The 23,472-nt window shown below is 70.7% G+C and carries 7 protein-coding genes; 1 reads left to right on the plus strand and 6 read right to left on the minus strand.

Going from position 1 to position 23,472, the window contains the following annotated elements; all coding sequences use genetic code 11:
• Window positions 1–25: 25 nt before the first annotated feature.
• The 3 genes from MJO54_RS23700 to MJO54_RS23705 all read right to left on the minus strand — a co-directional run bounded on the left by MJO54_RS23700 (window position 26) and on the right by MJO54_RS23705 (window position 8,788).
• Entirely contained in the window at window positions 26–4,552 is a 4,527-nt protein-coding gene (locus tag MJO54_RS23700; RefSeq protein WP_275564477.1) for a PE family protein, read from the minus strand.
• Between the two features lie 702 nt (window positions 4,553–5,254).
• Window positions 5,255–5,914, minus strand: a complete 660-nt coding sequence (locus MJO54_RS22365) for a hypothetical protein (protein WP_046287013.1) — start codon at window positions 5,912–5,914, stop codon at window positions 5,255–5,257.
• 309 nt (window positions 5,915–6,223) lie between these two features.
• Window positions 6,224–8,788, minus strand: a complete 2,565-nt coding sequence (locus MJO54_RS23705) for a hypothetical protein (RefSeq protein WP_275564478.1) — start codon at window positions 8,786–8,788, stop codon at window positions 6,224–6,226.
• Between the two features lie 408 nt (window positions 8,789–9,196).
• Here MJO54_RS23705 and MJO54_RS22375 point away from each other — a divergent pair, with 408 nt between their 5' ends.
• Window positions 9,197–9,607: a GtrA family protein gene (locus MJO54_RS22375; protein ID WP_046286687.1), complete on the plus strand. Its 411-nt coding sequence runs from the start codon at window positions 9,197–9,199 to the stop codon at window positions 9,605–9,607.
• A 108-nt stretch (window positions 9,608–9,715) separates the two neighbouring features.
• On the opposite strand, the gene MJO54_RS22380 is transcribed toward MJO54_RS22375, so the two are convergent.
• The 3 genes from MJO54_RS22380 to MJO54_RS22390 form a co-directional block, all read right to left on the minus strand.
• Window positions 9,716–10,180: a hypothetical protein gene (locus MJO54_RS22380; protein WP_192830657.1), complete on the minus strand. Its 465-nt coding sequence runs from the start codon at window positions 10,178–10,180 to the stop codon at window positions 9,716–9,718.
• A gap of 370 nt (window positions 10,181–10,550) precedes the next feature.
• Window positions 10,551–10,913, minus strand: a complete 363-nt coding sequence (locus MJO54_RS22385; protein WP_131812815.1) for a hypothetical protein — start codon at window positions 10,911–10,913, stop codon at window positions 10,551–10,553.
• A gap of 54 nt (window positions 10,914–10,967) precedes the next feature.
• Window positions 10,968–23,063, minus strand: a complete 12,096-nt coding sequence (locus MJO54_RS22390; RefSeq protein WP_259602904.1) for a beta strand repeat-containing protein — start codon at window positions 23,061–23,063, stop codon at window positions 10,968–10,970.
• Window positions 23,064–23,472 lie beyond the last annotated feature (409 nt).

The following is a 23,472-nucleotide window of genomic DNA, read 5'->3' on the forward strand; positions in this document are numbered from 1 at the left end:
GAGCCGGGGCCCTTCTTGCCTGGAGCTACGGGGTGACCGGGTTGTTCGCCCCGTTGTTGCCGGTTGCGGTCTGGCCATCCGACTGCGTACCGCCCTGGTTGACGATGTTGCCGTCGGTGCCGTTGCCCCCGGTAGCGCCGGACCCGGTGCCGCTGCCGCCGTTGCCTCCGGTGGCCGTGCCGTTGGTGGCCGTGGACGGAGTGCCCGCACCGTCGTTGCCGAAGGCGTCGAGCCGGCTCGACCCGGCCTTGCCGCCGGTACCGCCGTCGAGACCGTCGCCGCCCTTGCCGCCGGTGGCCACACCGTTCGCGACGTTGTCCGGGTCACCGCCGGTGGCGATGCTGGCCTTGCCACCGTCACCGCCGGTCCCACCGTTGCCGGCCTCGTCGGTGGTGGCGTCCCCGCCGTTGCCGCCGGTCGCGGTACCGCTGGCCGTTCCGCCCGGACCACCCAGCGTGCCGCCGTTGGTCACCTTCGAGCTCTGGATGTCCGCACTGCCGCCGTTACCGCCGTGACTTCCCTCGCCGGTGGCGTTACCGCCGTCACCGCCGGTGGAAGTGCCATAGGAGCTGCCGCCCGCAGCGCTGCCCTGCCCGAGCTCACCGGACTCCAGCTCGCCCCAGGAGCCGTTGCCCCCGACGCCACCGTCGGTACCGGTACCGCCGTTGCCGCCCTGTGCGATCGCGTCGTTGCCACCGCCGCCGATGCCACCGCCGGCGTTGTCGACGACCAGGTAGCCCGCACCACCGTCACCGCCGGTGCCGTTGTCTCCGGTGCCGCCGGTGCCGCCGGTGGCGGTTCCGGTGATAGTGCTGTCTGCACCCGTCGCCGAGGCGACCGCCTCACCGCCGCTACCGCCGGTGCCACCGTTCACTGCCGTGCCACCGGCGCCGCCGGTGACCGTGGTCTGGTCGATGACCGCGCCGTCGGTCGCGACGATGCTCGCCGCACCGCCGGCACCGGCGGCGCCGCCGTCGCTGCCCACACCGGCATTGCCGCCGGTCGCGTGACTGTTGGTGATAGCGCTGCCGGCGCCGGTCGCGGTCAGGCTGGCCGCGCCCCCGTCGGCGGTTGCGCTGGCGTCACCGCCGGTGACCGTGCTGTCGGAGATGCTGCCGCCGTTGCCGACGGTCACCGTGGCGCCGCCGCCGACGTGGTCGCCGACATTCTGCCCGCTGGCCACCGTGACGTTGCTGACTGCGCCACCGCCATTGTTGATCAGCGAGTTGTCCGCGCCGTCTTGACCGTTGACACCGCCCGCACCGCCGTCGGTTCCGTTACCGCCGGAGATGTGGGCTCCGTCGATGGTGCTGCCGTCACCGTCTGCGATGACGGCTCCGCTTCCACCGTTTCCACCGTTGCCTCCGACGCCGGTGGTGCTGCCCGCTGCGCCGTTGCCGCCGTTTCCGCCGGTCGCGGTGCTGTCGGTCACGGTGCCGCCGTTGCTTTCGCCGACGATGGCGCCACCGCCGCCGCCACCGCCGCCGCCACCCTGACCCGCGGTCTGGCCGTCGGCCACCCCACCGGCACCGCCGCTGCCGCCGTTGCCGCCGGTCGCACCGTCGCCGATCCCGACGCCGTTGGCGCCCGCGCCGCCGGCGCCGCCGTTACCGGCCGTGCCGGTGCCGGAGGTGCCGCCGTTACCACCGGCACCACCGTGGCCGCCATCGAAGCTGCCGGTGTTGCCGTTACCACCGGCGCCACCGTTACCGCCGTGACCGGCACCGCTGGCGGCGCCACCGTCACCGCCGGTGCCGCCGGAGCCGCCCGTGCTCAAGCCCACGTCCGGTAGCGCACCGACGACCGGTGCGCCGGTGCCGCCATTGCCACCGCTGCCACCATTGCCGGCCTGGCCGTCCTCGGCGGTGCCACCGGCGCCGCCGTTGCCACCGTGGCCGCCGGCCAGGGTTCCGTTCTCTCCGGTGTTGCCCTCGCCGGTGGTGTTACCGCCGTTACCGCCGTTGCCGCCGTTTCCGGCCGTCTGGTCACCGGTCGCGTTGGCACCCGCGCCGCCGTCACCGCCGTAGCCGCCATGACCGGACCCGTCGCCGCCGGCACCACCGGCACCGCCGTTACCGCCGGTGTTGTTGCCACCATCAGCGGTGCTGGTCACCGCACCGCCGGTGCCACCGGCGCCACCGGTGCCGCCGTAGACACCCTGGCCACCTGAGCCGCCGGAGCCACCGTTGCCGGCCTGGTAACCGGTACCGCCGCTGCCGCCCTTGCCGCCGGAGCCACCGACACCCGTCGCATCCTCGTGGGCCGGGCTCAGGCCGTTGCCGATGAAGTCTCCGGTGTTGATGTTCGTGGGCGCGTTCCCGCCGAGTCCGCCCGTACCACCATCACCGCCGTTACCGATCTGGCCGATGCTGCCTCCGGTGCCGTCGGTGTGGCCGTCGCCGCCACCCTTACCACCGGTTCCGGCCGTGGCACCGGCGGCTCCGCCGTTGCCACCGTTGCCGCCGGCGCCGGCCTCGCCGCCATTGGGGGGCGTAGGAGCCGGCGAGGGGCCAACGCTCGAACCGTTGGCGCCGGTGCCGCCTTCACCACCGACGCCACCGTTGCCACCCTTGCCACTGTTGCCGCCGTTACCACCGTTGCCGTTGGTCGCCGAGCCACCGTTGCCGCCGACACCACCGTTGCCGCCGTTACCGGCGTTGCCACCGGCGCCTGCTGCCACGGTCGCGTCATTCGAATCCGCGCCGTGACCGCCGTTGCCGCCCGTGCCGCCGACACCACCGGCACCACCGTTACCGCCGTTACCCGAGACCGAGCCGCCGTTGCCGCCGACACCACCGGCGCCACCGTTGCCGCCGACGGCGCCGTCACCGCCGGCCGTGCCCGGGTCTTGACTGTCAAAACCGGCCGCGCCCTGGTCGCCGTTGCCGCCGACCCCACCGTTGCCGCCGTTGCCATGGCTGCCACCGTTACCACCGGCGCCACCGGCACCGCCGGACACACCCGTGCCACCGATTCCGGCGCCACCGGCACCGCCGTCACCGCCGTTGCCCGACACCGTGTCCGGCAGCGTGCCATCGGCGCCATCCGCGCCCGCGGTGCCGGGTGCGCCACCGAAGGGACCGGCGCTGATACCGGCCGCGCCGCCCGCACCGCCGGCGCCCACCGCACCGAGGTTGCCGCCGGCACCACCGGCGCCACCGGCACCGCCGCCGACGAGCTCGTCGCCGACCGCCTCCGTTGCAAGTTCCGGAGCGGTACCACCTCCGGCGCCACCGTTGCCGCCGGCGCCACCGTTGCCGGCAAGGCCGGAACCACCGCCAACGCCACCGGCACCACCGTTGCCCGCGGCACCCGACGGGTGCACGCCGAAGAAGCCACCGCCGCCACCATTGCCGCCGGCGCCACCAGCGCCAGCGGCGCCGCCGGAGCCGGCGTTACCACCGGTACCGCCCGCGCCGCCCGCACCACCCGGGTCACTGGCGGGAATGAGTGCCGCGGGCACGATCTCGGGCCCGTTGTTCACATCACCGTTGCCACCGGCACCGCCGTTCCCGCCGTTACCACCGACACCGCCGTTACCGCCGATGCCGCCGTTGCCGCCGGCACCGGAGTTACCGAACAGGCCAGCGGCCCCACCGTTACCGCCGGCGGCACCGTTACCACCGGCAAAGCCGTCCGTGCCGTCACCGCCATTGCCGCCGTCGGGTCCGTTGGCGCCGGTTCCGCCGACCGGGCTCAGACCGTCGGCGCCCACGTTTCCGTTGGTGCCAGCCGCGCCGTTGCCACCGTTTCCGCCGGTACCACCGTTGCCGCCGTTACCGAAGAAGAAACCACCGGCGCCGCCGATACCTCCAACCAAGCCGTCCGTTCCGGCCGCGCCGATACCGTCGACGCCGAAGGCGCCCGCGCCACCGTCGCCGCCGTTACCCATCAGGGAACCGCCGGCGCCACCGCTGCCGCCCACCAGGCCGAGCCCGATGCCGCTGCCACCGTCGCCGCCGTTGCCGAGCATGCCGGCGTTGCCGCCGTCGAGGGTGAACGTCGAACCGGCAGCGAAGTCGTAGGTGCCGTTCTCAATGTCGGCCAGCGTGACCTCGTTGCCATCGGCGTCGAGCAAGACGGCGCCGTCCGCGGCGAGCACATCGCCGTCCGCATCGACGAACGCGCCGCTACCGCCGTCACCGAACAGGAATCCACCGGCGCTCGCCGCGTGGTAAACCAGGTCGCCGTCGGCGTTGAAGTCCACGTAGGCGTTGGCGCCGTTGGCGAAGATGCCGTCGAGGTGCAGGCCGCTGCCGATCAAGAGCTGACCGATGTCATATAGCGGCTGGTAGATGATCATGTTGATCGAGTTGGCCACCAGCTCGTTGAGAGCCTGCAGCGGGTCGGTACCCGCCGCCATGCCGGCCCAGTCGCCGCCAAACCCGTCGAAACCAAGCCATTCAAGTCCCGACGTGTCGGCCGCCGGCGGCTCGACCCAGCTGAACAGGTCGTCGAACAGGCCGTCGAGCCCATCGGCACTGGCCGGCGCGGCCGTTAGTGGCGTCATACCGAAGGCCAGGAACGCCCCCACGGCGCTGGTGGCGCCCACGGCGCGACGAACTCGGCTATTTGCAGTCTTGGTAGCAGAGCGGTGTGACATGAGATCTCCCCGGGGCAGATTAGCTCTTGACTGTTGACAGGGACGTAAATTGCTTATCCGGCGTTAAGGTAACAGACCTTTTTCAAATTCGGCAACCAATTCCGACAAATAGAAGCTGCGCAGGCTCCGCCGGCAGCCCTGTGACCAGGCACTTTGTGTAGAAAGAAGTCTTATCGAGAGGACTTTCGTGCGACTATAAGGAGTGTTATGCCCATCTACTGGTCCACTGAAAGCGGGCGATTGACGTTTTGGCAGGGTTGCTGGAAACATCGCGATAAGGGCACTTGTTTGTAAGCGGCACCCTTCCGACCACGTGCTAACGCGCAATTCGGACGCCCTCGCGCCAGGATCGAGTGGTAGCTACACCGGCAATACCGGGTGATCCACGAGCCTGAGAACCTGGCAGCGCGGTAGCCATCGGCGACTCAGGTGTCCGCCGGGCGCGACCTACGCGTACGGAACCCGACGCTTAGTGGGTTCAGCTGAGGGGGCCATCGGCAGCCCGCAGGTCCGGCCGTGGCGCCGTCGCACTGCCGGCGGAGCGAATCAGTTCCGGCAACTGATCAACCCCGCGGTTCAGCGAGGCTCGACGAAGGAGAGAGGAAGCCGGGACCGCAGCGAGTAGCCAACGGCGCCCAGCGGCCCCGCGGGTCAGGCGATCAGGTCGCCCAGGCCGAAGTCGGTGAGTACCGCGTCAAACCCGTCCGGGACCAGCCCGGCATCGACAGCACCCACGGTGAACGCATCCTCGAGACTCACCGGGGCGACAACCTCATCGAGGCCGCCCGGGTGGAATACATCAGCCAGGCCGATGAGGCCGGCCTCACTGGAGCTGGGGTCGAGCAATTCGCCGGTGAGCCAGTTACGGGTCTCGTACCACTCCACCATGTTGTCGAACAGGTCCTTGAGGGCGTCGCCGGCCGTGCCCAGCAGCGTGATGGTGTCCTCGACACCCTGCCAGCCCTCGGTGAGCACCAGCAGTGGCGCACCGACCAGCAGTGTCAGCGGGATCACGAAGAACAACTCGCCGAGCGCCTCAAGACCGATTACCACCGGAAACCACGGGGTTGCCGGATCGTCCAGAATCGGAATGATCCAGTTCAATCCGGTCAAAGTGCCGATGATGTCCATCAAGCTGGAGTCGGAGGACAGCGCCGTCAACTCGACCGGGGTCAAGACGGCGGCCGGCGGAAGAGCCACGGGCGACGCCGCGGCAGGGATGGGCGTGACACCGCCGGCCGTAAACGCAACCACACCAGCGGTCGCAACGCTGGCGATGGCCCGAGAATATCCGTTCGACGCAGTCCACATAGCGACTGATTGTATTGCAGGGCAACTGAATTTTCGAACCCAAACTGAACACTGAGACGAAATCGTCTGCCGCTCGCGGGGAGTGATTTGCCGTGTTGCGACCATCGAACGCCCGACCGTATCAGGAAGCCTCAAATCGCTTCTGCGACAAAGGCGTTCGCCTGTGACGCAGTGACCTCGCCGCGCAGAGTTGCCGCAGACACGGCACTTACCCGGATGCAGTTTTTTTGAATACGGAGCCGCCGTCGGCATGCAACAAAAGAAACACCCCGCACGATTGTGCGGGGTGTTTCTTTTGCGCTGTAGCGATTAGCCCTCCGGAACCACAGGAGGCTGCACGACGCCCGGCTGACCGGCCTGTCCGGCAGTGCCGTCGCTCGCGGCGTCCGGACCGGCACCAGCAGCGCCGCCGGCACCAGCGGCACCACCCTCGCTGTCGGCACCCGGGACATTGCCCGCGCCGCCGTTGAGGCCGTCGTCACCGAATGCCGGGGTGAGGACGTCGCCGCCGTTACCGCCATTGCCGCCGTTACCACCGGTGACCTCACCGGCACCACCGGCGCCACCGTCGCCGCCGGCGCCACCGTGGACACCGTCGAGCGGACCGGAGGACGAGTCACCAGAGGTGGTGTTCCAGTCCGGGTCACCCCAACGGATGTTGCTGCCGGCACCACCATTACCGCCGGCACCGCCGTCGCCACCGACACCACCGGTGCCGTCGGTGTTCGCCAGGCCCTGACCACCGGCGCCGCCCTGGCCGCCGTTGCCGCCGTGGGTGCCACCCGCGTACAGGTCGTTACCACCGTTACCGCCGTTACCGCCGTTACCGGCGGTCGCGCCGGACCCACCGGCACCACCGTTACCACCGACACCAGCGGTGCCCTGCGGCCCCATGGTGCCGGAACCGACCGGCCCCTCAACCGAGGCGAAGTCCCGCACGTCCGCGACGTCGCCACCGACGCCACCGTTGCCGCCGTTACCACCGTTGCCGATGATGCCGTCGTTGCCGTTGGCCGCGCCCGCACCCGCCGCACCGGCGTTACCGCCGGCACCACCGGCGCCACCGTCACCGGGGGCGTTGTAGAGGCCGTGCACCGAGTCGGTGTCCTCGTGGACCCCGACACTGCCGTGGCCGCCGTTACCGCCGTCGGAACCGACGCCACCGTTACCGCCGTTGCCGCCGTTACCGGCCTGGCCGCCACCGGCACCGCCGGCGCCACCGTTACCACCGGCGGCACCGTTACCACCGCTGGTGGCCGGGATTGCCGGGTCCAGGACGCCGCCGCCAGCCGCGGTCGATCCGTTCACACCGTTCTGGCCACCGGTAGCAGCGGAGGCGTTACCACCGTTACCACCGTTACCACCGTCGCCGTCGACACCAGCCGCACCGTTGTTGGCGCCCTCGCCACCGGCCGCACCACCGGCCGCCGCCGCGCCACCGTTACCGGCGTTGCCACCGTTGCCACCGGCCATACCGTTAGCACCCACACCGTTGGCCGCCAGACCATCGGCACCGGTACCGCCGTCGCCACCGAGGCCACCGTTACCACCGACGCCACCGTCGGCGTTGGCACCAGCGACACCCGGGACGGAGCCCTGGCCAGCTGCGCCACCCACGCCGCCTGCGCCACCGAGGGCACCGTTGCCGCCGTTGCCGCCCGCGGCACCGTCGCCGTTGCCGTTTTCGAAGTCGCCGTTCGCACCGGTCACACCGTTGCCACCGTTACCACCGGCACCACCGACACCGGCGTCGCCGCCGTTGCCCGCCGCACCCGGGGTGTGGACACCGAAGAAGCCACCGGCGCCACCGTTACCGCCGACACCACCGTTACCGCCGGCACCACCGACACCGGCGTTGCCACCGTTGCCGTCCTCGGTGTCCGCACCAGCAGCACCCGCACCACCGGCGCCACCGACACCACCGACACCACCGGTGCCACCGGCACCGGAGTTACCGAACAGGCCGGCCACACCACCGTTGCCGCCCGCGCCACCGTTGCCCGCGACGCCACCGGCCTGACCGATGCCACCCGCGGCACCGGTACCACCGACGCCACCGGTACCACCAGCGCCACCGTTGCCGATCAGGAAGCCACCGTCGCCACCGACACCACCGGCGAAGCCGACCGCACCGATGTCACCGATGCCGCCGGTACCACCAGCGCCACCGTTACCCATCAGGAAGCCACCGGCACCGCCGTCGCCACCGAGACCGAAGAAGCTGCCGCCGTCGCCACCGTTGCCGATCAGGCCCGCGTTGCCGCCGTTGAGGTCAAAGTCGTTCGAAGCGAACGAGTAGGTGCCGTTCTCGATGTCGGCGAGCGTGACAACGTTGTCGTTCTCGTCCAGCAGGACCACGCCGTTGGCGCCGAGCACTTCACCGTCAGCGTTGAGGAACGCACCGCTGCCGCCGTCACCGAACAGGAAGCCACCCGCGGAGGCGGCGTTGTAGACCAGGTCGCCGTCAGCGTTGAAGCCGACGTAGGCGTTGTCGCCGTTGTCGAAGACGCCGTCGATACGCAGCCCCAGGTCGTTGATCAGGAACTGGTTGATGCCGTAGATCGGCTGGTAGATCAGCGTGTTGAGGGTGTTGGCCACCAGCGTGTTGAGGCCATCGAGCGGGCTGGCAGCTGCCGAGCCGGCCAGGTCACCGTCAAAAGCGCTGAAACCCAACCAGTCAAAACCGGAGGTGTCGGCCGCCGACGGCTCGATCCAGCTGAACAAGTCGCCGAAGAAGTCCTCGAAGTCAGCGCTGGCGGGCGCCGCCGTGACCGGCGTCAAACCGAACGCGAGGAAAGCGCCCGCGGCACTGGTGGCGCCGACGGCGCGACTGAGACGACGAGTCCTGCTCTTGGCGGCAGATCGGTTCGACATGTTTTCCCTTCAGGTGAGGATTAGCTATTGGCGGCTGACAGCGTCGTAAATTGCTAAGCCGCCGTTAAGGTAACAGAGGGTCTACAACACAGGCAACCGAGATGAGATCGAGAACCTGGAAACTTGTTGAAATGCCCGTGAACAGTTGGTTTACCGAAGTAGCTAACGGTTTAGTTGGACACGTGTCTAAATATGAAACGGATCACAGGGAATCCGAATATGCTCACGCTGAGCATAAAACTGTGAGCCGCGTAGGTTTTTACCATGTTTAGGCAGGTCAAGCTGATGCACCTTGGTTCACTAGAACGGTCACGCAGCCCGTTGGGTGTCCTCCGCGGCTCCATTCGCGGCCTTCACCGCTGCGGCCACGACCCTCTGGTGGGTGCAGTTGCTGATTAGGATTCCCGAGTGGCCGAGACAACACCCCGACCTCTGCAGCTGTCGACGCAGGTCTGGCGTTTTCTGGTCACCGGCGCGCTGTCGGCGGTAGTGGATTTCGGGCTGTACCTACTGCTGTACCTGGGGGCGGGCGTCCCGGTCGATATGGCCAAGGCGATCAGCTTCGTCGCCGGAACCACCACGGCCTATCTCATCAACCGGCGATGGACGTTCCAATCCTCTGCCCACGCCGGGCGGTTCATCGCAGTGATGGCGCTCTACGCGCTGACGTTCGCTGTCCAGGTGGGGATCAACCACCTGTGCCTACAACTATTGGATTACCAACGGTGGGCGTTGCCGGTCGCATTCGTGGCGGCCCAGGGCACCGCGACCGTCATCAATTTCGTTGTGCAGCGAACGCTGATCTTCCGCACGCGCTAGTTCGGGCCGACGGGACCGTTGGCCCATGACGGTGCCCACTGTCGGTGTCGGCGGTGCCGATGGACCCCTCACCACCGGCACCGCCGCTCCCTCCGACCCCCCGAGGTCCTACTGGCCAACCAACCCGGTCGGCTTAATCAATTCGCCGCGGCGGCCCTTGCCACCGTTGCCGCCGTTGCCATCCGCCAGGCCGTCGAGACCATCGCCGATCAGGCCCCGCCCAGGCAGTTGTGCCGAGAAGTCGTTGATCGGGTCCAGCAACGCCTGGCAGATCAGCGGCAGGCCTGGGTGGATGGCAGCAAACCAGTCCGGCCCAGCCACGGCGGACTGCAGCATCCCCCAGGCATCGCCGAAGCGCGCCGCAGTGGAACCGCCCAGGGTGCCGAATGTGCCGCCGCCGATAAAGCCGAACGCGTCGAGGTCGACAACGGAATCATCGATCACATCTGCCCGTGCGGGCGGCACGACGGCTGGCGATGCCATTCCGCATTCCGGGAACGCGCCCACCGCACCACCAGCGCCGATGATCCGCCGGGCATCAAGCCCCTTGGAACGGCCCGGCCGAGCGGACATGGCGAACTCCCCCACTAGACGTCGACTAACGATCACTAACTTAGTGCGTACGCTAATGGCATTCTTCTCATAGTCAAGACGGGTTTTAATCATCGGCTTCAGCGCAATGAACGGAGCCCGTGACGGCCGGACCGCCGGCACAACTTGGGCTAATCCGACTTTGATACGCTAATTACCGGCTTTCAGCTGCTCAGTTTTCGCCTAACGCCAAGCGGCGACCCTCGCTCGGGCGCCCCCGAACGGGCCTGCACCCCCTGTCCGGCGGCTAGTAAATCTCAGCAATAATTAAGGCACGCAGCCGGCTGAAAGTCTCCGAACGCCACCGCGGCCCGGTCGAAAGACCGGGCCGCGGTGACTAGGTGTGTGGGGCTTACGGTTTGTTCGCACCGTTGTTGCCGGTCCACTGCAACCCGTCGCTGCTCTGACCAGCGCCGTTGATCTTCTCGTTCGACTGGCCATTGCCGCCCGTGTTACCGGCGCCGGTGCCGGTGCCGCCGTTGGCGGCCTGGAGCTCGCCGTTGGTGTACGAACCGGCACTGGCGGGGTTATTCGGCCCGCCCGGGCCGGTCGCACCGACGTGGACGTATCCGGCTTCGCCGCCTTGGCCGCCGTCGATACCGACACCGCCGGTTCCCCCGGCCGCGGTGTTGTCGGTGGCTTGGGCACCCTCGCCCAGCGCAGTGATCTGCGTCGACGAAAATCCGGCGCTGACCGCCACGGCTGCCACTACCACCAGTGACCCCGCTCCGGTGGCGGCACCGTAGCGGGGTCACTGCTGTTGGTCGTACTACCCGGTGATCGTGTCGTCAGCGCCCTTGCCGCCGTTGCCGCCAGGCGCGACGGCGGTGGCGTCGCCGCCGTCCTCCCCGGTCCCACCGGCGGCCGCACCGCTGGCGGCGCCACCGTTGGGTGCGGTGATGGTGGCGTTACCGCCCGCACCACCGTTGCCACCGTTGCCGCCGGTGTTGCCGGTACCGCCGCTGCCGCCCGCACCGCCGGTGGCCGTACCACTCCCGCTGCCACCGTTGCCGACGCTGATGGTGGCGCTGCCACCCGCCGCACCCTTACCGCCGCTGCCACCGTCGAGGTCGTCGCCTCCGCTACCGCCGGAACCACCGGTGGCGTGGCCGCCGTCGACACTTCCGCCCGTGGCCGCCGTGATACTGGCGGCACCGCCCTTGCCGCCGACGCCGCTGTCGGTTCCGCCGGCACCACCGTCACCACCAGTGACACTGCTGTTTTCAACAGTGCTGTTCTGCCCGACGGTCACAGTGGCGCCACCGCCGGTGGCACCGGCGCCCGCACCGGCGGCACCACCGATGAGGTGGGTGTCGGAAACGCTGCCGCCGCCGGTGACGGTGATGCTGCCCGCGCCGCCGAGCGCGCGGTCAGAGCTCTGGCCCGCCGTCACGGAACTGTCGGCGACGGACCCACCGTTGGTCGAGATCCGCGCGCCGGGACCCTGCAGGGTGCCGGCACTGTTGCCACCGGTGGCGCTGCTGTTGGTGATGGAGTCGCCCTCGCCTCTGGCCACGATGACGGTGTCGGACGCCACCTTTCCATTGACACCGTCAGCACCGGCGCTTCCGTCACCACCGGTCGCGGTGGCACCGGAGACGACCGAGTCCTTGCCGAGAGCCTGGATATAGGTGTAGCCACCTTGACCACCCGTGACGCCGACACCCGTGCCGCTACCACCGTCCCCGGCGATGGCGGTGCCGTCGGCATGCGCTCCTTCGTTGGCAGCGGCCACCTGACCGCTGAAGCCGTTACCGCCCTTTCCACCGTCGTATCCGGCCCCGCCGTTGCCGCCCTGAGCGTCACCGGTGGCCACGGCGCCAGTGCCGCCGGCGACCACGCTGCCGATTCCACCGTTGCCGCCCGTGCCGCCGTCGTATCCGACCCCGCCGTCGCCACCGGTCGCGGTTCCGCTGGCCGACCCGTCGTTGCCGCCGAAGCCGGTTCGGACAAAGCCACCCTGGATGCTGCCGCTGCCGCCGTTGCCGCCGACACTGCCGGCACCGTCGGCATCACCACCGGCGCCACCCTGGCCATCACCAGAAGCGCTGCCGCCGGTGCCGCCCTCGACCCCGGCGGTGATAGCGGAGTAACCGCCGGCACCACCGGCACCACCGTCGGTTCCGGTACCACCGTTGCCACCCGTGGCAGCGGCACCGAAAACGTTGCCGCCGTCATTGGCCCAGACATCGGCATCCGAGCCGCGTCCACCGGTGCTGCCGACACCGATGGCGTTGCCGCCCTGGCCGCCGGTGGCATCGCCGCTGGCGGTGCTGTTGGCGCCAGCCGCGGTGACCCTGCCCATTCCTCCAGTACCGGCGGCGCCACCGTCGCTACCGGCCCCGCCGTTGCCGCCGAGCGCGTTGCCCTGCGTAACCGCGCCACCCGCCGTGGCACTCACGCTGGCCGCACCGGCGGCACCTCCCGTGCCGCCGTTGGCGTCACCCACACCGACGTCTCCACCGCGGGCGATGCTGTCGGTGACCGTGCTGCTCAGGCCGTCAGCGGTCACTGACGCGTCGCCACCGGCAACGCCGGTCGCGGCGTCGGTGGCGATAGCGTGCCCGCCGGAGATCGCACCACCGTTGGTCGCTTGCACCAGGCCGTTGCCGCCCGCGGCACCGGCGGCGCCGTTGCCGCCGGCAGCACTGCTGTCGGTGACGTTGATGCCGGCGTCGGCCGCGTCGGGTCCGTTGATCGCGTGCCCGATCCGGCCCTCGCCACCGGCGCCGCCGTTGAGGCTGCCGGCACTGTCACCACCGTGACCGCCAGTCGCCGTCCCGTTGGTGATGCTGCCGCCGTAGCCACCGGAACTGATCCGGCCCGTACCGCCGGCACCACCGGTGTGGCCGACGCCGCCTTCGGTGGTACCCATACCACCGTCACCGCCCTGCGCGGTACCGGTGACGGCGCCGCCGCCACCGCCTTGCATGTCGGCACGGATCTGAGCGTCACCGCCGATACCTCCGGTGCTGCCGTAGCCAACACCGTCGCCACCGTTGCCGTTGGTTGCTTGGCCGCCGGCGTGCGCGTCTTCACCGAAGGCGGCCACCTGCGCGTAGAAGGTGTAGCTACCGCCCTTGCCGCCATCGAGACCGTCACCACCGTTACCGCCGGTGACAACAGTGTTCGCGTCCACAGTGGCACCGTCTCCGGCGGCGTAAATCCGCCCACCCGAGGCATTTCCACCGGTACCACCGTGCCCGAAAGCATCAGCGGTGGCGTTACCACCTGAACCGCCGTAGATGGTGCCGGCCGCCGAACCACCGTCTACGTAGTACGAGCCGGTAGCGATACGGGCCGAACCGCCCAGACCACCCACACTGCCGCCGCCGGTTCCGTCGCCGCCGACGCCCGCCAGGGCCTTGCCCGTGACGTCACCGCCGGCATGCGAAGTGTGCGCGTTCTCCTGGTAAATGGTCCACAGCTCCGAGTAACCGCCGGCGCCGCCCTTGCCGCCGTCGTACCCGTCACCGCCGTTGCCGCCGATAGCCTGCGCGTCGTGGACGCTGCCGTCCAATTGCGAGGCCACCGACGCGTACCCGCCGGCGCCGCCCTTACCGCCGAGGTCGTCACCGAAGCCGGCGTCACCGCCCGTCACGGTGACGTTGGTGACGTCGCCACCGAGCCGGTCGACACCGACAGCAGGCGTTGCCAGCGTCGGCAACGTTCCGCCGGCCATGATGTTGGCCGCGCCGCCCGCCGCGGTGTCGGAGCCCGCACCACCGGTTACATGACTGTCGGAGACGTTGCTGCCATCAGTGGCCACCAGCGACGCGTTGCCGCCCAATCCGCTTCCGCCAGTACCGCCGTCACCACCGGTGACAGAACTGTGCGAAACGGAGCTGCCCGATGAGACGGTCGCCGTGGCCGAACCACCAGCGCCGTTCACACCGCCGTTGCCGCCATCAACCTCGAGACCGTTGACAGTGCCGCCGGTGACCGTGACGGTGGCACCGCCACCCTTGCCGGTGCCGGTACCGGCGTTACCACCGGTGATGTGGGTGTCGGTGACAGTGCCGCCGCCGGTGACGGTCAGGCTGCCCGAACCGCCGAGGGTGGTGTCGGTGCTCTGCCCGGCCGTCACGGAGCTGTCGGCGACGTGGCCGCCGTTGACGTCGATCCGCGCCCCGGGACTCTGCTGGGTACCGGCGCTATTGCCTCCAGTGACCTGGCTGTTGGTGATGGTGTCACCCTCACCCCTGGCGATGATCACCGTGTCAGAAGCCACCCGGCCATTCGCCCCAGGAACCCCGGCACCACCGTCACCACCGGTGGCGGTCACACCGGTAACAGAGGAGTCCTTTCCGAGAGCCTGGACATAGGTGTAACCACCCTGACCACCCACGGCGCCGACACCGGTGCCGTCACCACCATCACCTGCGGTCACCGTGCCATTAGCCGTGGCGCCCTCATTGAGCGCACCGACCTGGCCGGTAAAGCCCCGACCGCCGGTGCCGCCATCAAGACCGTCACCGCCATTGCCGCCATGAGCGCTACCACTGCCCTGCGCACCAACGCCACCGGCGACGATGCTGCCGGTGTTGCCGGCGCCGCCCTTACCGGCACCGACCGCGTCACCACCGGCACCACCGGTCGCCACACCCTGCGCGGTACCGCCCGCACCGCCTAGGCCGCCGCTGGCGTAAGCCCCTTGGATGTTGGCGCTGCCACCGTTACCGCCCAAACTGCCCGCGCCCGTTCCCGTGCCACCGGCACCGGCAGTAGACGAGCCGAACGCCGTTCCGTCCTGGCCAGCCGTCACCTGCGCGTAGCTGCCGTTACCACCGGTCCCGCCGTCGACACCGGCACCGCCGGCGCCACCCTGGGCCACCGTGGCCACGCCCGCGTTACCGACCGTGCCGCCGTTGCCGACAAAGGCGAAACCGGCACCGCCATTACCGCCGTGACCACCCGTGGTACCCACACCACCAGCACCGCCGATGGCCTGGACCTGATCCGGATCACCGGCAATACCCACCGTGCCATCGGGAGCACGAACGATCGCCACACCACCCGTACCGCCGGTGCTACCAGCGCCGTCCGCTAGGCCACCAACGCCGCCGGTGGCGTTACCCGAGGTGTGCTCATCGCTACCGACAATCTGGCCAGCATCATTGATACCGGCGTCGACGGAGGCTGCACCGCCCGCGCCCGCCGTACCGCCGTTCTCACCCGTGCCGCCGTCGCCTCCCTGCGCCGTGCCCTCAGTGGTGGTCTGGCTGCCGTACGCCCCGACGCTCGCCGCACCACCAACACCACCCGTGCCACCGGCGTTACCCACGCCACCGTTACCACCGATGGCGTGACCGACGGTCACCTCGCCGCCGTCGTCGGCCCTCACGGTGGCTGCACCACCGGCGCCGCCGACACCGCCATCGGTACCGATGCCGCCGTTACCGCCGACTGCAGTGGCATCGTTCACCACGCCGCCGTTGGTGGCGCTCACACTTGCCGCACCGCCGACACCATCCGTGCCATCGACAGCGAGGATGCCGAAGCCGCGAGCGAAGCCACTGCCGCCGCCCTCGCCACCACCGTTGCCGCCCGTCACGTGGCTGTTGGTGATAGTGCTGCCATCGTCCGCAGTGACCGACGCAGCGCCGCCGCCAGCACCGGCCGAGGCATTGCCGCCCGTCGCCGAGCTCGATTCGATCGTGCTGCCGTTGCTGGCCCTGATGCCGCCGGCTCCGCCAACACTCCCAGCAGCACCGTTGCCGCCGGTGACGTGACTGTCGGTGATGTGGTCATTACCAGTGCCCGGGTTGGCGCCTTCAGCCCCGAGGAAGTTCGTCGCGCGGCCGCCGTTGCCGCCGTTGACGCCATCAGCACTGTCGCCACCACTGCCACCGGCCGCCGAACTGTCGGTGCTGGTGCTGTTGTCCGAATTGGCCTGCACGTAGGCCTGGCCGCCGTTGCCGCCGGTCAGCCCATCGCTGCCCGTACCGCCATTGCCACCGCTCGACTGGGCTCCGGTGACCGTGGAATCGTCGCCCACCGCCCGGACCCAGCCCAGCCCACCATCGCCGCCCTTGCTGCCCGCGCCGATGCCGTCGCCGCCGCTGCCACCGTAGGCTTCGCCGTTGGCGTTGGCGCCGTCGGCCAGTGCCGACACCTGGCCGCCGATACCGTTGCCGCCGGTACCACCGTCGAGACCATCACCACCCGAGCCGCCGACCGCGATGCCAGAGGCTACTGAGCCTGCACCGCCCGCCATGATCGCACCGTTGCGGGCGATGCCACCGGTACCGCCACCGGTCGCATTGCCACCGGCACCGCCGGTCGCAGTGCCGGACGCGGTGCCGCCGTTTCCGCCGAAACCACCGGGTTGTCCGTCACTCCAGGCCGCCTGGATACCACCGAGGCCCCCGGCACCGCCGACACTGCCGACACCGGTGGCAGTGCCACCGACCCCACCGGTCGCCGTGCCGGACGCGTCACCGCCGGTCCCGGAGCCTTCCAGGCCGGCATAGACCGCCCCGGCACCGCCGGCACCGCCAACGCCGCCATCGCTACCGGTACCGCCACTAGCGCCGGTGACCGTCGCGTCGTGGACGAGGCCACCCTGCCCTGAGCTCGCATACCCGCCGCCTCCGGCACCACCCGTGCCGCCGGTGCTGCCGGCGCCGCCGACACCACCGGTGACGATGGCGTTATCAACGCTGCCACCCGAGTTGGCCTCGACCGTCGCGCCACCACCGACGCCGCCGGCACCGCCGTTGGCATCTCCGGTCCCGGCGTTGCCGCCGGTGGCCGAGCTGTCCCTGACGGTGCTGCCCGTCCCGTCAGCGGTGATGCTTGCCGCGCCACCGGCCGCACTGTCGCTGGCGTTGCCGCCGGCGGCCGAGACCGTGTCGATGACAGCGCCGTCAGTCGCGGTCACGCTGGCGCTGCCGCCTGCACCGCCCGAACCGCCATTGCCACCGGTGACCGTGGCGTTGGTGACCGTGCTGCCAAGACCCTCAGCGACAATGGCCGCCGCGCCACCGTCGAAGCCGTCGCCAGCGTTGCCACCGGTCACTGTGCTGCCAGCGACACTGCCACCGTTGCTGACCAGTAGCGAGGCGCCGCCGCCAAGTGCGTTATCGCTGTCTTGCCCGCTGGACACCGTGGTGTTTTCGATGGAGCCGCCGCCGGCAGCGATCAGCGAGTTGCTGGCACCGTCCTCGCCGACAACCCCGCCCTGACCACCATTGCCGCCGTTGCCGCCGTCGACAGTGCCGTCTGTGATGGTGCTGCCCGGGCCGTCGGCGTGGATTGTCGCGCCGCCACCAGTACCGCCGTGGCCTCCGGCCGCGGTGGTGCTACCCGCGCCACCGTCGCCGCCCTTACCTCCGGTTGCGGTTCCGGTCGCGGTCCCGCCATTGGTGCCGCCCACGTAGGCGCCGCCGCCACCACCACCGCCGGCACCGCCGAAGCCGGCGTCCGCGCCGGCGCTCAGGGCGCCACTACCGCCGACACCGCCGGTACCGCCGATCGCGCCAACGCCGTTGCCGGCACCGGTACCGCCGGCACCGCCGTTACCACCCTTCCCAGCCGCTCCGCCATCGACAGCCGCACCACCGAGACCACCGGTGCCGCCGGTACCACCGGCTTGGCCGAGCAGCCCATCGCTGCCGACACCACCGCCGTCGCCACCCTTGCCGCCGTTGCCGCCGTCGCTGGTCGCGCCCGACGTCGAGCCGGCCGCACCGTCGGCGCCGGCCGTGCCCGAACCAGTACCGGAAGCGCCGCCTCCACCGACCGCACCACCGGCGGCGCCGTTACCACCGTTACCGCCTGCGCCCGCGGTGTCTCCGCCACCTCCGCCGGCGCCATCACCGCCCGTGCCGGCCGTTCCTGCGTTGCCGCCGTCACCACCGGCACCACCATTGCCGTTGACGACGCTGCCGTCACCACCCGTGCCGCCCTTGCCGCCGGCTCCACCCGTTCCGGCGTTGCCGCCATTACCACCGGAGTCGTCGCCGCCGGTGGCGCTGAAGCCTTCGCCGCCGTTACCGCCAGAACCACCGGCACCGCCTTGGCCTCCAGTGCCACCGACGTTGCCGGTTCCGCCCGCACCGCCGGTTCCACCGACGCCACCGGCGCCACCGTGACCGCCGTCGGGATCCCCGTCGACTCCTGCCAGACCGTTGTAGCCCTGGCCACCGGCACCACCGGCACCACCGTTACCGCCGTTGCCCTGGGCGGCGTGGCTGCCATCGGTTTCCAGACCACCCAGGCCGCCGTTGCCGCCGTTACCACCGGCTTGGCCGGCGCCTCCGTCGACGTTCGTGCCATCACCGGCGGCCCCGGCCGCACCGTCTTTGCCGTCGCCGCCGTTGCCACCGACACCGGCCGCGCCGTCAGCGCCACGGCCGCCACCGACTAGGAGGCCACCCTTGCCGGCGTTGCCGCCCAGGCCACCGTCGCCACCGGAGGTGCCAGCCGCAGCAGCACCATCGGAGGCCGCGTCATACCCGGCGCCACCAGCGCCGCCGTCGCCGCCCTTACCGGCCGCACCGTTGCCGCCCGACGCGGCCTGGACCCCGCCACCGGAGAGACCACCGGCGCCACCAGCACCGGCATTACCACCGTCGCCGCCGTTGCCACCAGTACCGCCGGTGGTGTTGACGGCGTCACCGGCCGTCCCGATCGCGCCGTTGGCGCCGTCGGTGCCCGAGCCGCCCTTGCCGCCGACACCGCCGGCGCCGTGGATGCCGGCCGTCGAACCTGTACCGGCAACACCACCGTTGCCACCGGCGCCGCCGTTGCCTCCGGACGTGCCCGCCGCCGCACCAGCACTGACCGCGTCATAGCCGGCGCCACCGGCACCACCGGCACCACCGTTACCGCCCTTGCCCGACGCGGCATGGCTGCCATCGGTCTGCAGCCCACCCTGGCCACCGTTGCCGCCGTTACCGCCGGAGGTGCCGGCCGTGCCGTCGACGCTGCCTGCGGTGCCCGCCGTGCCGGCAGCACCCGCCTTACCCGAGCCGCCATTGCCGCCGACGCCGGCGGCGCCGTCCGCGGCACGACCACCACCGACCTGCAAGCCGCCCTGACCGGCGTTACCACCGACACCACCATTGCCGCCGGAAGTGCCCGCGGCCGCACCGGCGTCGCTGGCGGCGTCATACCCGGCACCACCGACCCCGCCGTTGCCGCCCTTACCGGCCGCACCATTGCCACCCGACGCGGCCTGGACCCCGCCACCGGAGAGACCACCGGCGCCACCAGCACCGGCATTACCACCATTGCCACCATTGCCACCGGCACCGCCGGTGGTGTTGACAGCATCCCCGGCCGTCCCGATCGCGCCGTTGGCGCCGTCGGTGCCCGAGCCGCCCTTGCCGCCGACACCGCCGGCGCCGTGGGTGCCGGCCGTCGAACCCGTACCGGCAACACCACCGTTGCCACCTACCCCGCCGTTGCCACCGGACGTGCCCGCCGCCGCACCAGCACTGACCGCGTCATAGCCGGCGCCACCGGCACCACCGGCACCACCGTTACCGCCCTTGCCCGACGCGGCATGGCTGCCATCGGTCTGCAGCCCACCCTGGCCACCGTTGCCGCCGTTACCGCCGGAGGTGCCGGCCGTGCCGTTGACGTTGACCGCGTCACCCGCCGTGCCGGCAGCACCCGCCTTACCCGAGCCGCCATTGCCGCCGACGCCGGCGGCGCCGTCCGCGGCACGACCACCACCGACCTGCAAGCCGCCCTGACCGGCGTTACCACCGACACCACCATTGCCGCCGGAAGTGCCCGCGGCCGCACCGGCGTCGCTGGCGGCGTCATACCCGGCGCCACCGACCCCGCCGTTGCCGCCCTTACCGGCCGCACCGTTGCCGCCCGACGCGGCTTGGACCCCGCCACCGGAGAGACCACCGGCGCCACCAGCACCGGCATTACCACCATTGCCACCGTTGCCACCGGCACCGCCGTCGGGATTCAGCGCACTACCGGCCGTGCCGATGGCCCCGTTGGCGCCGTCGGTGCCCGAACCGCCCTTGCCGCCGATCCCGCCGGCGCCGTGCGTGCCGGCCGTCGAACCCGTACCGGCAACACCACCGTTGCCACCTACCCCGCCGTTGCCTCCGGACGTGCCCGCCGCCGCACCAGCACTGACCGCGTCATAGCCGGCGCCACCGGCACCACCGGCACCACCGTTACCGCCCTTGCCCGACGCCGCGTGGTTGGTCCCATCGGCCTGCAGACCACCCTGGCCGCCGTTACCACCGTTGCCACCGGAGGTGCCGGCCGTGCCGTTGACGTTGACCGCGTCACCCGCCGTGCCGGCGGCACCCGCCTTACCCGAGCCGCCATTACCACCGACGCCCGCGGCGCCGTCCGCGGCACGACCACCACCGACCAGCAGGCCACCCTGACCGGCGTTACCACCGGAACCACCATTACCGCCGGAGGTCCCAGCCGCAGCCGCAGCATCGGAGGCCGCGTCATACCCGGCGCCACCAGAGCCGCCGTTGCCACCCTTGCCGGCCACACCGTTGGTGCCCGACGCGGCGTGGTTACCGCCACCGGAATCACCACCGGCGCCACCAGCACCGGCGTTACCACCATTGCCACCGTTGCCACCGGCACCACCGTCGGGGTTCAGTGCGCTACCGGCCGTACCGATCGCGCCGTTGGCGCCGGCGGTGCCCGAGCCACCGTTACCCCCGACACCACCAATACCGTGCAGCCCCGTAACCGAGCCGGTTCCTCCCGCGCCACCGTTACCGCCGGCGCCGCCGGCGCCACCATCGCTGCCCGGGCCCGCCCCCGCGGCTACCGCGTCCCACCCGGCGCCGCCCTTGCCGCCCGCACCACCGTCGCCGCCAACACCATCCGCAGCCCGGGAGGTGCCGTCCGCCTCCAGACCGCCCTGCCCGCCGTTGCCACCACGGCCACCGGCTTGACCGGCCGTTCCGTCGATGTGGTTGGCATTCCCATCGACCCCGTGGGCGCCGTCCTTGCCGTCGCCTCCGTTGCCGCCGATCGCGGCGACGCCGGAGGTCGCGCGCGATCCGTCGGCTTCCAGACCCCCGAGGCCCGCGTTACCGCCGGCGCCACCGTTGCCGCCGGCCGTGCCCGCGAGCGCGCCGGGGTCCGTGGCCGCGTCATAGCCGTTGCCACCGACGCCTCCGTCGCCGCCCTTACCGGCCGAACCGTGGGTGCCCGACGCGGCGTGGTTGCCGTTACCGGAATCGCCACCGGCGCCACCGACGCCGGCGTTGCCGCCATTGCCGCCGTTACCGCCCGCGCTGCCGTTCATGGTCGATGCCGTGCCCGTGACGCCCGCCGCACCGTCACCGCCGTCGGTACCGGAACCACCGTTGCCTCCGACGCCGCCGGCACCATGCGTACCGGTAGTGGCGCCGGTTCCGCCGACACCACCATTGCCGCCCGCACCGCCGTGGCCGCCCGAGGTGCCCGCCGCCGCACCGTCGGCGAGCGCGTCATAACCGCGACCACCCTGGGCACCGTCACCACCGTTTCCGCCGCCGCCTTCGGCGGCGCGCGTGACGCCATCGGCCTCTAGGCCGCCCTTACCGCCGTTGCCACCGGCGCCACCGTTACCGCCGGCCGCGCCATCGTGCGACAGCGCGCTGCCGTCGGCGCCGGCGTAGCCCGCTCCACCATTGCCACCCCGGCCGCCGGTACCGGCTGTACCGCCGGAGCCGCTGGCTGCCTGACCACTGGCGCCTTGGCCACCGGCACCGCCCTGACCCGCGTTGCCGCCGGCGCCACCGGTTTGGCCGGCGAACCCGTCGACATGCGAGGCGTTGCCGTTGGCGCCGTCGGCACCGTCGGCGCCATCGCCACCGACGCCGCCGTTGCCACCGATCGCCCCGTCACCCTGACCACCCGCGACGCCGGCCGCACCCGAGTCTGCGAACCAGCCACCGGCACCACCCGCGCCGGCCTTACCGGCGGCACCACCGTTACCGCCGACACCACCATTGCCGCCGCTGATCGCATCAACGTGGCTGACGGTGCCGTCCTGGCCATCAGCGCCGTGGCCGCCGATACCACCGGCGGCACCCGTACCACCGGAACCACCCTTACCGCCGTCACCGAACCAGTTCGAGCCGCGGCCGCCGGCACCACCATTGCCGCCGGCGCCACCGTTTTGACCCGCGCCACCATCGGCGCCGGCCAACACACCAGCCAACCCCGCCGCGCCGACCGCACCGTCACCGCCGGTACCGCCGGCACCGGCCGTGCTCCACAACGCCCACAGCGCGGCGTCGCCACCGACACCACCGGCGCCGCCGTCGCCGCCCGCGGTGACCGCGGTTCCACCGTCACCGCCGTCACCGCCGTGGCTCAGCCAGGCGAACCAGCCGGCGGCACCGCCGTCGCCACCGGCACCGGTGTCAAACCCGTCGCCGCCGTGACCACCGTTGCCGCCGAACAGGCCGCCCTGACCGCCCGCACCACCGTCGTAGACGCCGCCCGACCCATCGGCGTCCCATCCCGCGCCGCCGCTGCCGTAGATCCAGCCGCCGGCGCCGCCGTCAGGGTTCACGGCCGTGCCATCAGCGCCGTTACCGAACGGCATGAACCAGTTGATCTCGCCCCAGTTGAACGACGCGGCCGCAGAACCCGGCCAGCTGAAGTCAGCCGCCCCGATGTTGAGGTTCAGGTCAGCGAGCACTGCATCCCAGGTGGCTGGATCGCCCCACGAATCGAAGACCCCGTCCCAGCTGGCCGAGTCCAAGACGACGCCCCAGGCAGCCTGATCACCCCAGTTGATACTGAGGTCCGCGACGGCCGTGCCCAGGTCCTGACCGAACAGGTCCACCCACATGTCTTCGATATCCGCCTGCGCGGTAGGCGCCGCGGCGAGCGGCCCCAACCCAAACGCGAGAAACGCGCTCACTGCGGTTCCCGAGCCCAACGCCCGGCTGCTGCGACGACTCTTGAAACGACTCTGACGGTAGCGAGACATGGCACGTGCCCCTTAGCTGCAGATATTGACGACGGCGGCAAATCTAATGGGGGGCTAGGTTAGCAGGGGCTAACTCTTAGTCAACCCCTATTTCCTTGAGGAACCGGCACGGTGCCGACAACGCTTGTTTTCAGCGCCCTGAACAGGGCTAACGGAAAACTGAGAAGAATGTTGTTAATAGCAACGCGTATATTCACAGCTCTTGTACATCACTTATTTTCTTCTAAGATTAGGTAAAAATGCCTACGTCGCGTTTGCCAGGGCTGGCGTAGGTGATCTGCCACCCTGTGCCCTCGCCCGCGGGCCGCAACGCCATCGCGGCCCGGTCTAAAGACCGGGC

Origin of the sequence: Mycolicibacter virginiensis (genome assembly GCF_022374935.2) — a bacterium.
GTDB classification, from domain to species: Bacteria; Actinomycetota; Actinomycetes; order Mycobacteriales; family Mycobacteriaceae; genus Mycobacterium; species Mycobacterium virginiense.